A 13,212-nucleotide genomic window follows, 5' to 3' on the forward strand; every position below is an offset into this window, starting at 1 on the left:
CCCCCCGCCGCTCTCCGGAGCCGCGGGGGCGGGCTTTACCCGTTGTTGGTTTGTCGGTGGGGTGCGTTACGGTGCAGGGGTCGAGTACCGGACAAACAGGGGGTGGGGGCATGAGCACGTCCACATGGAGGCGCGCAGGTGTCGCGCTGACGGCAGCAGTCGTGATCGCGGGTCTCGCAGGCTGTCAGGGCGGGGAGAAGGACAAGGCGTCCGACGCGCCGAAGTCCGAGTCCCGGTCGGGGACCGCGGCCACCGAGGTGCTGACGGCCGCGTACAAGAAGACCGCGGCCGCGGGGTCGGCCAAGGTGCACATGACGATGGAGATGCCCGCCGCCGTGGGTGCGGGCGGCACGATGGAGATGACCGGCACGATGGGGTGGAACCCCGGCGTGATGGACATGACCATGAAGAGCGAGGCCCTCCAGGCATCCCCGGACGCCCCCGAGCAGATCCGCATGCTCATGCTCGACAACGTCGTGTACATGGACATGGGCGAGCAGGCCGCGTCGGAGATGGACGGCAAGCGCTGGATGAAGATGGACATCGCCGCCATGGCGGAGCAGTCCGGCGACGCGGCCACCCAGAAGCAGCTGACGAACGGCCTGGAGAACGCCAACCAGGACCCGTCCAGGCAGCTCGCCGTGCTCCTGGAGTCGCCGAACCTCAAGCACGTCGGTGCGAAGAAGATCGACGGCGTGGACACCGAGCACTACAAGGGCTCGCTCACGGTCGACGAGATGATGGAGGCCAACGAGTCGCTCGACGTCCTCACCGACAAGGAGCGCAAGGACCTGCTGGACACCGTCGAGAAGTCCGGGATCAAGGGGTACGACACCGAGGTCTGGGTCGACAAGGACGGCTACCCGATCCGGATGAACGTCGGTATGGACACCCCGCAGGGTGAGGTCCGGCTGTCCACCGACTACTCGGACTACGGGACGGCGACCGCCGTGAAGGCACCGCCCGCCGGCGATACCTTCGACCTGGCGCAGATGCTCGAAGAGCTCGGAGCGGGCGGCGCCGCGGGCGCGGGCACCACGGGTTCGTGACCCGGCCGGGCCGGCGAGGTTCACCCCGTCGGCCCGATTTGCCTGACCGGGACCTGCTCCCGTAGTCTTTCCCAGAAGCCAAAGACCGCTGGTCGTTGCTGTGCTCTCATCGTAGGGCCCGGTGACCGAAGGATCCGTCGAGACGGACGACCTGCGCAGGTGACTGTGGAAAGCTCCCGGATCGTCGTCCGGTCTCCCGGATTTCGTTCGGTTGAGCTACGCCCTGGCACTCGCGCCGGGGCGTTTCGTCTTTCCCGGCCCCTTCTGAGCGGTCCTCATCACCCGGAAGGAGGCCGACGCTCATGGCAAGGCCCGACAAGGCTGCCGCGGTAGCCGAGCTGACGGACCAGTTCCGCAGCTCGAACGCCGCCGTGCTGACCGAGTACCGGGGTCTCACCGTGGCCCAGCTCAAGCAGCTGCGCCGTTCGCTCGGTGAGAACGCCCAGTACGCCGTGGTGAAGAACACGCTGACCAAGATTGCGGCCAACGAGGCCGGGATCAACGCGCTGGACGACCTGTTCACGGGTCCGACGGCGGTTGCCTTCGTCACCGGTGACCCGGTGGAGTCGGCGAAGGGTCTTCGTGACTTCGCCAAGGACAACCCCAACCTCATCATCAAGGGCGGTGTCCTTGACGGTAAGGCGCTGTCCGCCGATGAGATCAAGAAGCTCGCGGACCTCGAGTCCCGCGAGGTTCTGCTCTCCAAGCTGGCCGGTGCCATGAAGGGCAAGCAGACTCAGGCTGCGCAGCTCTTCCAGGCTCTGCCGTCGAAGTTCGTCCGCACCGCGGAAGCGCTTCGCGCCAAGAAGGAAGAGCAGGGCGGTGCCGGTACTCCGGCTCCCGCCGAGGCCGCAGAGTAATCACGCTCAGCGGTCCAGCGGGCTCCACGTACGCCCGCCGACACATACATCCGGCACCAGCCGAATAGTGGAAGGACGCCTGTCATGGCGAAGCTGTCCCAGGACGACCTGCTCGAGCAGTTCGAAGGCATGACCCTCATCGAGCTCTCCGAGTTCGTGAAGGCCTTCGAGGAGAAGTTCGACGTCACCGCCGCTGCCGCGGTCGCCGTTGCCGGCCCCGCCCAGGGTGGCGCCCCGGCCGAGGCCGAGGCCGAGCAGGACGAGTTCGACGTCATCCTCACCGGCGCCGGCGAGAAGAAGATCCAGGTCATCAAGGTCGTGCGTGAGCTGACCTCGCTGGGTCTGAAGGAGGCCAAGGACCTCGTCGACGGCACCCCGAAGCCGGTCCTCGAGAAGGTCGCCAAGGAGGCCGCGGACAAGGCTGCCGAGTCCCTCAAGGCCGCCGGCGCCTCCGTCGAGGTCAAGTGACCCCTGGAGTCCCCGGACTCCGCTAGGGCGCTCCCTGCCGCGTGCGGGGAAGTCACATCGCGAAGGGCGATCACCCATCCGGGTGGTCGCCCTTCGGCGTGCTCCGGGAGGCTGCCTTGATCTTCTGCCGGTGACGAGTAGGGTGATCTTCGCCGTGCGTTCCTCCGGGGGCGTCAACCGGGGTCCCCGGTCGACGGGTGAAGATCGCGGGGGGCCCGTCCGGGCCTCGGGGCCTTGACGAACCGCACGCGGCGCGCAATTCTCAGGACGCGTCGTCATCTCGATCCGGTTCCGAGGCATGGATCGTGAGCGAAGAGGGCAGTAAAGAAGAGCGCGCACCGCGCGAGGTCTATTCATAGGTGTTGAGAACAGCTGTTGCGAGCTACGTGGGTCTCTGAGTACCCCGACTGGACATCAGTGTGGCAGTTGGCTACACTGACCCTTTGCGCTGCCTGTTAGCTGCCTCCTGCCCGTCACCAGGGGCATGCCCACGCCTAGCACCGATGACCGGATCTTTCCTGACCTGGGGATTTCTGTCGCTGTGTGGGGCTTGGGGCCGGTACGCGCGTAGTGAGTCCGAGCCCTCGGAAGGACCCCCTCTTGGCCGCCTCGCGCAACGCCTCGACCTCGAATACGAACAACGGTGCCAGCACCGCCCCGCTGCGCATCTCTTTTGCAAAGATCAAGGAGCCCCTCGAGGTTCCGAACCTCCTCGCGCTGCAGACCGAGAGCTTTGACTGGCTCCTCGGCAACGCCGCGTGGAAGGCTCGCGTCGAGGCTGCTCTGGACAGCGGACAAGACGTCCCCACCAAGTCCGGCCTGGAGGAGATCTTCGAGGAGATCTCCCCGATCGAGGACTTCTCCGGGTCGATGTCGCTGACGTTCCGCGACCACCGCTTCGAGCCCCCGAAGAACTCGATCGACGAGTGCAAGGAGCGCGACTTCACGTTCGCCGCCCCGCTCTTCGTCACCGCCGAGTTCACCAACAACGAGACCGGCGAGATCAAGTCCCAGACGGTCTTCATGGGCGACTTCCCGCTCATGACCAACAAGGGCACCTTCGTCATCAACGGCACCGAGCGTGTCGTCGTGTCGCAGCTCGTCCGCTCGCCCGGCGTCTACTTCGACTCCTCCATCGACAAGACGTCCGACAAGGACATCTTCTCCGCCAAGATCATCCCGTCCCGGGGTGCCTGGCTGGAGATGGAGATCGACAAGCGCGACATGGTCGGTGTCCGCATCGACCGCAAGCGCAAGCAGTCCGTCACCGTCCTCCTGAAGGCGCTCGGCTGGACCACCGAGCAGATCCTCGAGGAGTTCGGCGAGTACGAGTCCATGCGCGCCACCCTGGAGAAGGACCACACCCAGGGCCAGGACGACGCGCTGCTCGACATCTACCGCAAGCTGCGCCCGGGCGAGCCGCCCACGCGCGAGGCGGCCCAGACGCTGCTGGAGAACCTCTACTTCAACCCGAAGCGCTACGACCTCGCGAAGGTCGGCCGCTACAAGGTGAACAAGAAGCTCGGCGCCGACGAGCCGCTCGACGCGGGTGTCCTCACCAGCGACGACATCATCGCCACCATCAAGTACCTGGTGAAGCTGCACGCCGGCGAGACCGAGACGATCGGTGAGTCGGGCCGGGAGATCGTCGTCGAGACCGACGACATCGACCACTTCGGCAACCGCCGCCTGCGCAACGTCGGCGAGCTCATCCAGAACCAGGTCCGTACGGGTCTCGCCCGTATGGAGCGCGTCGTGCGCGAGCGCATGACCACCCAGGACGTCGAGGCGATCACGCCGCAGACCCTGATCAACATCCGGCCGGTCGTCGCCTCCATCAAGGAGTTCTTCGGCACCAGCCAGCTGTCGCAGTTCATGGACCAGAACAACCCGCTGTCGGGTCTCACCCACAAGCGCCGCCTGTCGGCGCTCGGTCCGGGTGGTCTCTCCCGTGAGCGGGCCGGCTTCGAGGTCCGAGACGTGCACCCGTCCCACTACGGACGCATGTGCCCGATCGAGACCCCCGAAGGCCCGAACATCGGTCTGATCGGTTCGCTCGCCTCGTACGGCCGCGTCAACGCGTTCGGCTTCATCGAGACGCCGTACCGCAAGGTCGTCGACGGCCAGGTCACCGACGAGGTCGACTACATCACGGCCGACGAGGAGGACCGCTTCGTCATCGCCCAGGCGAACGCGACGCTCTCCGACGAGCTGCGCTTCACCGAGCCCCGCGTCCTGGTCCGCCGCCGTGGCGGGGAGGTCGACTACGTGCCCGGCACGGAGGTCGACTACATGGACGTCTCGCCGCGCCAGATGGTGTCCGTCGCCACCGCGATGATCCCGTTCCTGGAGCACGACGACGCCAACCGTGCCCTCATGGGCGCGAACATGATGCGCCAGGCGGTGCCGCTCATCAAGTCGGAGGCCCCGCTCGTGGGCACCGGCATGGAGTACCGCTGCGCCACCGACGCCGGTGACGTGCTCAAGGCCGAGAAGGACGGTGTGGTCCAGGAGGTCTCCGCGGACTACATCACCGTCACCAACGACGACGGCACGTACACCACGTACCGCATCGCCAAGTTCTCGCGCTCCAACCAGGGCACCTCGGTCAACCAGAAGGTCGTCGTCTCCGAGGGCGACCGGGTCGTCGAGGGCCAGGTCCTCGCCGACGGTCCCGCCACCGAGAACGGCGAGATGGCGCTCGGCAAGAACCTCCTCGTGGCGTTCATGCCGTGGGAGGGCCACAACTACGAGGACGCGATCATCCTGTCGCAGCGCCTCGTGCAGGACGACGTCCTCTCCTCGATCCACATCGAGGAGCACGAGGTCGACGCCCGTGACACCAAGCTCGGCCCGGAGGAGATCACCCGGGACATCCCGAACGTCTCCGAGGAGGTCCTCGCCGACCTCGACGAGCGCGGCATCATCCGCATCGGTGCCGAGGTCGTCGCCGGCGACATCCTCGTCGGCAAGGTCACGCCCAAGGGTGAGACCGAGCTGACCCCGGAGGAGCGCCTGCTCCGCGCGATCTTCGGTGAGAAGGCGCGCGAGGTGCGCGACACCTCGCTGAAGGTCCCGCACGGCGAGATCGGCAAGGTCATCGGCGTCCGCGTCTTCGACCGCGAAGAGGGCGACGAGCTGCCGCCGGGCGTGAACCAGCTGGTCCGCGTCTACGTCGCGCAGAAGCGCAAGATCACCGACGGTGACAAGCTCGCCGGCCGTCACGGCAACAAGGGCGTCATCTCCAAGATCCTGCCGATCGAGGACATGCCGTTCCTGGAGGACGGCACCCCGGTCGACATCATCCTCAACCCGCTGGGTGTCCCGTCCCGAATGAACCCGGGACAGGTCCTGGAGATCCACCTCGGCTGGCTCGCCAGCCGCGGCTGGGACGTCTCCGGTCTCGCCGACGAGTGGGCCCAGCGCCTGCAGGTCATCGGCGCCGACCAGGTCGCCCCCGGCACCAACGTCGCCACGCCCGTCTTCGACGGTGCGCGTGAGGACGAGATCTCCGGCCTCTTCCAGGCCACGATCCCGAACCGCGACGGCGTGCGGATGGTCCAGCCCTCCGGCAAGGCCCAGCTGTTCGACGGCCGCTCCGGCGAGCCGTTCCCTGACCCGGTCTCGGTCGGGTACATGTACATCCTCAAGCTGCACCACCTGGTCGACGACAAGCTCCACGCCCGTTCGACCGGTCCGTACTCCATGATCACGCAGCAGCCGCTGGGTGGTAAGGCGCAGTTCGGTGGTCAGCGATTCGGTGAGATGGAGGTGTGGGCCCTTGAGGCCTACGGCGCCGCGTACGCCCTCCAGGAGCTCCTGACGATCAAGTCCGACGACGTCACCGGCCGCGTGAAGGTCTACGAGGCGATCGTCAAGGGCGAGAACATCCCCGAGCCCGGCATCCCCGAGTCCTTCAAGGTGCTCATCAAGGAGATGCAGTCGCTCTGCCTCAACGTGGAGGTGCTGTCCTCGGACGGCATGTCCATCGAGATGCGCGACACGGACGAGGACGTCTTCCGCGCGGCGGAGGAGCTCGGTATCGACCTGTCCCGGCGCGAGCCGAGCAGCGTCGAAGAGGTCTGACGGGCTGGCCGGCCGGATCCCCCTGATCCGGCCGGCTCTCCCCGGACCCGTTCAGACCATTGCTGAAGTGCCCCGATTTCTCGCGTCACGCGAGGGGGCTCGAACCCCCGAAAGAGGGATTGACGACAAGTGCTCGACGTCAACTTCTTCGACGAGCTGCGGATCGGCCTTGCCACCGCGGACGACATCCGGACCTGGTCCCACGGCGAGGTCAAGAAGCCGGAGACCATCAACTACCGCACGCTCAAGCCCGAGAAGGACGGACTCTTCTGCGAGAAGATCTTCGGTCCGACCCGGGACTGGGAGTGCTACTGCGGCAAGTACAAGCGTGTCCGCTTCAAGGGCATCATCTGTGAGCGCTGTGGCGTCGAGGTCACGCGCGCCAAGGTGCGCCGTGAGCGCATGGGCCACATCGAGCTCGCCGCTCCCGTCACCCACATCTGGTACTTCAAGGGCGTCCCGTCGCGCCTCGGCTACCTGCTGGACCTCGCGCCGAAGGACCTCGAGAAGGTCATCTACTTCGCCGCGTACATGATCACGTTCGTCGACGAGGAGCGCCGCACCCGCGACCTCCCGTCGCTGGAGGCGCACGTCTCCGTCGAGCGCCAGCAGATCGAGAACCGCCGCGACTCCGACCTGGAGAACCGCGCCAAGAAGCTCGAGACCGACCTGGCCGAGCTGGAGGCCGAGGGCGCCAAGGCCGACGTGCGCCGCAAGGTGCGCGAAGGCGCCGAGCGCGAGATGAAGCAGCTGCGCGACCGCGCGCAGCGCGAGATCGACCGTCTCGACGAGGTGTGGAGCCGCTTCAAGAACCTCAAGGTCCAGGACCTGGAGGGCGACGAGCTGCTCTACCGCGAGCTGCGTGACCGCTTCGGCACGTACTTCGACGGCTGCATGGGCGCCGCCGCGCTGCAGAAGCGCCTGGAGTCCTTCGACCTCGACGAGGAGGCCGAGCGCCTCCGCGAGATCATCCGTACCGGCAAGGGCCAGAAGAAGACCCGTGCGCTCAAGCGCCTCAAGGTCGTCTCGGCGTTCCTGCAGACCAGCAACAAGCCCAAGGGCATGGTGCTCGACTGCGTGCCGGTCATCCCGCCGGACCTGCGTCCGATGGTGCAGCTGGACGGTGGCCGCTTCGCGACCTCCGACCTGAACGACCTGTACCGCCGCGTGATCAACCGCAACAACCGCCTCAAGCGCCTTCTCGACCTCGGTGCCCCCGAGATCATCGTGAACAACGAGAAGCGGATGCTGCAGGAGGCCGTCGACGCGCTGTTCGACAACGGCCGCCGTGGCCGTCCGGTCACCGGACCGGGCAACCGTCCGCTGAAGTCCCTGAGCGACATGCTCAAGGGCAAGCAGGGCCGTTTCCGTCAGAACCTCCTCGGCAAGCGCGTGGACTACTCCGCGCGTTCCGTGATCGTCGTCGGTCCGCAGCTCAAGCTGCACCAGTGCGGTCTGCCGAAGGCGATGGCGCTGGAGCTCTTCAAGCCGTTCGTGATGAAGCGCCTGGTGGACCTGAACCACGCGCAGAACATCAAGTCGGCCAAGCGCATGGTCGAGCGCGGCCGCACCGTCGTGTACGACGTCCTCGAAGAGGTCATCGCCGAGCACCCGGTGCTGCTGAACCGTGCGCCGACCCTGCACCGCCTCGGCATCCAGGCCTTCGAGCCGCAGCTGGTCGAGGGCAAGGCCATCCAGATCCACCCGCTCGTCTGCACCGCGTTCAACGCGGACTTCGACGGTGACCAGATGGCCGTGCACCTGCCGCTCTCCGCGGAGGCGCAGGCCGAGGCCCGCATTCTGATGCTGTCCTCGAACAACATCCTGAAGCCGGCCGACGGCCGTCCCGTCACCATGCCGACCCAGGACATGGTGCTGGGCCTCTTCTTCCTCACCACGGACGACGAGGGCCGCGACGTCAAGGGCACGGACCGTTCCTTCGGCTCCACGGCCGAGGCGATCATGGCCTTCGACGCCCGCGAGCTCTCGCTCCAGGCGAAGGTCGACATCCGCTTCCCGGTGGGCACCATCCCGCCGCGTGGCTGGGTGCCGCCGGTCGCCGAGGAGGGCGAGCCCGAGTACCAGCCGGGTGACACCTTCCGGCTGCGGACGAGCCTGGGCCGCGCGCTCTTCAACGAGCTGCTGCCCGAGGACTACCCGTTCGTCGACTACTCGGTGGGCAAGAAGCAGCTCTCCGAGATCGTCAACGACCTGGCCGAGCGCTACCCCAAGGTGATCGTGGCGGCGACGCTCGACAACCTGAAGGCGGCCGGTTTCCACTGGGCGACCCGCTCCGGTGTGACCGTGGCCATCTCCGACGTCGTCGTGCCCGAGGCCAAGAAGGCCATCGTCAAGGGCTACGAGGAGCAGGACGAGAAGGTCCAGAAGCAGTACGAGCGCGGTCTGATCACCAAGGACGAGCGCACGCAGGAGCTCATCGCGATCTGGACCAAGGCGACCAACGAGGTCGCCGAGGCGATGAACGCGAACTTCCCGAAGACGAACCCCATCTTCATGATGGTCGACTCGGGTGCCCGAGGAAACATGATGCAGATGCGTCAGATCGCGGGTATGCGTGGTCTGGTGTCGAACGCGAAGAACGAGACCATCCCGCGTCCGATCAAGGCGTCCTTCCGTGAGGGCCTCACGGTGCTGGAGTACTTCATCTCCACGCACGGTGCCCGTAAGGGTCTGGCGGACACCGCCCTGCGTACCGCCGACTCGGGTTACCTGACCCGTCGTCTGGTGGACGTCTCGCAGGACGTGATCATCCGCGAGGAGGACTGCGGCACCGACCGCGGCCTGAAGCTGCGGATCGCCGACAGGGCCGCGGACGGTGTGCTCCGCAAGACGGAGGACGTCGAGACCTCGGTCTACGCCCGCATGCTCGCCGAGGACGTCGTCGTCGACGGCAAGGTCATCGCGCCTGCCAACGTCGACCTCGGTGACGTCCTGATCGACGCCCTGGTGGGCGCCGGCGTCGAGGTGGTCAAGACCCGCTCGGTCCTGACCTGTGAGTCCGCGGTCGGCACCTGTGCCTTCTGCTACGGACGCTCGCTCGCCACCGGCAAGCTGGTCGACATCGGTGAGGCGGTCGGCATCATCGCCGCCCAGTCCATCGGTGAGCCCGGTACCCAGCTGACGATGCGTACCTTCCACACCGGTGGTGTGGCCGGTGACGACATCACCCAGGGTCTGCCGCGTGTCGTCGAGCTCTTCGAGGCCCGTACGCCCAAGGGCGTCGCCCCGATCTCGGAGGCGGCCGGCCGCGTCCGGATCGAGGAGACCGAGAAGACCAAGAAGATCGTCGTCACCCCGGACGACGGCAGCGAGGAGACGGCGTTCCCGATCTCCAAGCGCGCCCGTCTGCTGGTCGGCGAGGGCGACCCGGTCGAGGTGGGCCAGAAGCTCACCGTCGGTGCCACCAACCCGCACGACGTGCTGCGGATCCTCGGTCAGCGCGCGGTCCAGGTCCACCTGGTCGGCGAGGTCCAGAAGGTCTACAACTCGCAGGGTGTGTCGATCCACGACAAGCACATCGAGATCATTATCCGGCAGATGCTGCGCCGGGTGACGATCATCGAGTCCGGCGACGCGGAGCTGCTGCCGGGCGAGCTGGTCGAGCGGTCGAAGTTCGAGACCGAGAACCGTCGTGTGGTCACCGAGGGCGGTCACCCCGCCTCCGGCCGTCCGCAGCTGATGGGTATCACCAAGGCCTCGCTGGCGACGGAGTCCTGGCTGTCGGCCGCCTCCTTCCAGGAGACGACCCGAGTGCTGACGGACGCGGCGATCAACGCCAAGTCCGACTCGCTCATCGGCCTCAAGGAGAACGTCATCATCGGTAAGCTCATCCCGGCCGGTACGGGTCTGTCCCGCTACCGCAACATCCGGGTGGAGCCGACCGAGGAGGCCAAGGCCGCGATGTACTCGGCCGTCGGCTACGACGACATCGACTACTCGCCGTTCGGCACGGGCTCCGGCCAGGCCGTTCCGCTGGAGGACTACGACTACGGTCCGTACAACCAGTAGAAGTGAGTGAGAGGGGCGCCTCCTGCGGACCACGGTCCGCGGGAGGCGCCCTTCTGCGTGCCGGAGTGTCGTCCCAGGGCGACCGGCCGGTCCGGCGGACGCGGTGCGGGGCCACCGGGAGGGCTCCGGGGCGTCGAGGGCGCGCCTGTGGTCCCCGGCTGCCCCCGACGGTGGTGTGCGGGGCGGTGGAGGCGGCCCAGGGGCGTGCCGGGCCGGTGTGGGTACCCTGCGGCCATGGACGTACCGGCGTTGCTCTTCTTCCTCACCGCCGCGGGGCCGGCCGTCTACGGCGCGTACATCGGGTATCTCCGGCTGCGGCACGACGCGTTCATGCGGAGCGGACGGGCGGAGGTCGCGCAGGGGACCTGCGTCACGCTGAGATGGACGTCCGGCGGACTGGTCGCGAGCAGCGTCCGCTACGTCGACGGGGACGGGCGTCGGCACAGGGTGTGGTCACGGGCCCGGGCGACCGTCCCGGTGCCCGTCGGTGACACGGCGCAGGTGACGTACGACCCGGCGGGGAAGGCGAACGCCCTGGTGAACGGTGTCGCCACCGGCATCGGTTCCTACGGGTTCGCCGTCGGCTGCCTCGTCCTGTCGGCGGTCTTCCTCTTCAACGGCATCGGGCGGACGTGACCAGAGGAAGGCAGCCGTCGCCGCCGGGCACCTTCCCCTCGTGGCCGGCGCCCGCTCGGATGCACGTAGGGCGCGCCTGCACCCGGCCGCTTCGGGCTCGGCGCACTTCGTCCCGCACGCCCTGCTGTCGCCGGGCGTCTCCGGGCCCTGGGCGGCCTGGCCTGGCGGATGTTCGTCCTGCGCGTCAGGGGCTTCCGGGCACGGGGCACCTGCGTGAGGTACACCTACGGGAGGAACGGCGTGGCCGTGGTGGTCGGGTTCGAGACGGAATCGGGAGAATCCTTCCGCTGCCTGGGCCCTTCGACGGCCGCCGCGTGTGCGCGGGTGGGGGAGCCGGTGGACGTGCTCCATGATCCGCGCCACCCGAAGAACGCGGAGGTGGCCCCGGTCAGGTACGGGGTGGCGTACGCCTGGTCGGTCCTGGCGCTGGTCGTCCTGGCTCCGGGGATCGGCCTCCTGGTCTGGATACTCGGCGGCTGAACCCCTCGGCGGGCGGGGCGTGACCCCGCTCGCGGGGCGTGGACGGCGGTGCCGTCCGTGCGGTGCCGACGGCGGGGTGGGCCCCCCGTTCGTGCGGTTCCGGTCAGCTCGCCCGGCCGGCCGAGCAGCATTTGTTTTGACCCAGCTCCGTGCGGTAGGTACGCTCAAGCCTTGTGCCTGGGGTGTGCCTGGGCTCGTGTGCGTGTACTCAGCCGCACGGCGAGTCCGTTAGGGGCCACTGCAATCTGCGCTCTTTCGGCCTTGTGGCGGGAGCTTGCAGTATTCGACACACCCGACCGCGTGGGTCGGTGGGTGTTTCAGGTTAGTTTCACGAACGGCACACAGAAACCGGAGAAGTAGTGCCTACGATCCAGCAGCTGGTCCGGAAGGGCCGGCAGGACAAGGTCGAGAAGAACAAGACGCCCGCGCTCGAGGGTTCGCCCCAGCGTCGTGGTGTCTGCACGCGTGTGTTCACGACCACCCCGAAGAAGCCGAACTCGGCACTCCGTAAGGTCGCGCGTGTGCGTCTGACCTCCGGCATCGAGGTCACGGCCTACATCCCGGGTGAGGGGCACAACCTGCAGGAGCACTCCATCGTGCTCGTGCGTGGTGGCCGTGTGAAGGACCTGCCGGGTGTTCGTTACAAGATCATCCGCGGCTCGCTCGACACCCAGGGTGTCAAGAACCGCAAGCAGGCCCGCAGCCGCTACGGCGCCAAGAAGGAGAAGTAAGAATGCCTCGTAAGGGCCCCGCCCCGAAGCGCCCGGTCATCATCGACCCGGTCTACAGCTCTCCTCTTGTCACGTCGCTGATCAACAAGATCCTGCTCGACGGCAAGCGTTCCACCGCCGAGCGGATCGTGTACGGCGCCATGGAAGGTCTTCGCGAGAAGACCGGCGCCGACCCGGTCATCACGCTGAAGCGCGCGCTCGAGAACGTCAAGCCCTCGCTCGAGGTCAAGTCCCGCCGTGTCGGTGGCGCCACCTACCAGGTGCCGATCGAGGTCAAGCCCGGTCGTGCCGCCACCCTCGCGCTGCGCTGGGTCGTCGGTTACTCCCGCGCCCGCCGCGAGAAGACCATGACCGAGCGCCTCATGAACGAGCTGCTCGACGCCTCCAACGGTCTTGGCGCAGCTGTCAAGAAGCGTGAGGACACCCACAAGATGGCCGAGTCCAACAAGGCCTTCGCGCACTACCGCTGGTAGTCGCTCACCCCATCGAGACCGAGAGAAGACTGAGCCTTATGGCCACCACTTCGCTTGACCTGGCCAAGGTCCGCAACATTGGGATCATGGCCCACATCGACGCGGGGAAGACGACCACCACCGAGCGGATCCTCTTTTACACCGGTGTGAGCTACAAGATCGGTGAGACCCACGAGGGTTCCGCCACGATGGACTGGATGGAGCAGGAGCAGGAGCGCGGCATCACGATCACGTCCGCCGCGACGACCTGCCACTGGCCGCTGAACGATGTTGACCACACCATCAACATCATCGACACCCCGGGCCACGTGGACTTCACCGTCGAGGTGGAGCGTTCGCTCCGCGTCCTCGACGGCGCCGTCACCGTGTTCGACGGTGCTGTCTCTTATACACATCAGCG

Annotated in this window: 10 protein-coding genes; all 10 read left to right on the plus strand. The window is 67.2% G+C overall.

Annotation, left to right across the window (positions count from 1 at the left end; translation table 11 throughout):
• Window positions 1-110 precede the first annotated feature (110 nt).
• Window positions 111-1,049, plus strand: coding sequence for an SCO4651 family lipoprotein (locus IH13_RS0101755; protein WP_031080438.1), 939 nt, complete (start codon window positions 111-113; stop codon window positions 1,047-1,049).
• A gap of 302 nt (window positions 1,050-1,351) precedes the next feature.
• Window positions 1,352-1,909 carry a 50S ribosomal protein L10 gene (rplJ, locus tag IH13_RS0101760; protein WP_031080439.1) on the plus strand — a complete coding sequence of 186 codons (558 nt, stop codon included), beginning with the start codon at window positions 1,352-1,354 and terminating at the stop codon, window positions 1,907-1,909.
• A gap of 84 nt (window positions 1,910-1,993) precedes the next feature.
• Entirely contained in the window at window positions 1,994-2,377 is a 384-nt protein-coding gene (rplL, locus tag IH13_RS0101765) for a 50S ribosomal protein L7/L12 (RefSeq protein WP_031080440.1), read from the plus strand.
• Window positions 2,378-2,977: 600 nt separating this feature from the next.
• Window positions 2,978-6,463, plus strand: coding sequence for a DNA-directed RNA polymerase subunit beta (rpoB, locus tag IH13_RS0101770; protein ID WP_031080441.1), 3,486 nt, complete (start codon window positions 2,978-2,980; stop codon window positions 6,461-6,463).
• A 129-nt stretch (window positions 6,464-6,592) separates the two neighbouring features.
• Window positions 6,593-10,492: a DNA-directed RNA polymerase subunit beta' gene (locus IH13_RS0101775; RefSeq protein WP_031080442.1), complete on the plus strand. Its 3,900-nt coding sequence runs from the start codon at window positions 6,593-6,595 to the stop codon at window positions 10,490-10,492.
• Window positions 10,493-10,726: 234 nt separating this feature from the next.
• A complete protein-coding gene (locus IH13_RS0101780; RefSeq protein ID WP_234433189.1) occupies window positions 10,727-11,128 on the plus strand; it encodes a DUF3592 domain-containing protein in 402 nt (133 codons plus the stop codon).
• A 213-nt stretch (window positions 11,129-11,341) separates the two neighbouring features.
• Window positions 11,342-11,608: a DUF3592 domain-containing protein gene (locus IH13_RS0101785; RefSeq protein ID WP_158791012.1), complete on the plus strand. Its 267-nt coding sequence runs from the start codon at window positions 11,342-11,344 to the stop codon at window positions 11,606-11,608.
• Between the two features lie 359 nt (window positions 11,609-11,967).
• Complete coding sequence (gene rpsL, locus IH13_RS0101790) at window positions 11,968-12,339, plus strand: 30S ribosomal protein S12 (RefSeq protein WP_003948652.1); 372 nt, start codon at window positions 11,968-11,970, stop codon at window positions 12,337-12,339.
• Window positions 12,340-12,341: 2 nt separating this feature from the next.
• Entirely contained in the window at window positions 12,342-12,812 is a 471-nt protein-coding gene (rpsG, locus tag IH13_RS0101795; RefSeq protein WP_018101248.1) for a 30S ribosomal protein S7, read from the plus strand.
• 38 nt (window positions 12,813-12,850) lie between these two features.
• A partial coding sequence (locus tag IH13_RS0101800; RefSeq protein WP_037840655.1) for a GTP-binding protein occupies window positions 12,851-13,212 on the plus strand: 362 nt, incomplete at its 3' end.

It is taken from the genome of Streptomyces sp. NRRL WC-3549 (assembly GCF_000721935.1).
Classification (GTDB): Bacteria; Actinomycetota; Actinomycetes; order Streptomycetales; family Streptomycetaceae; genus Streptomyces.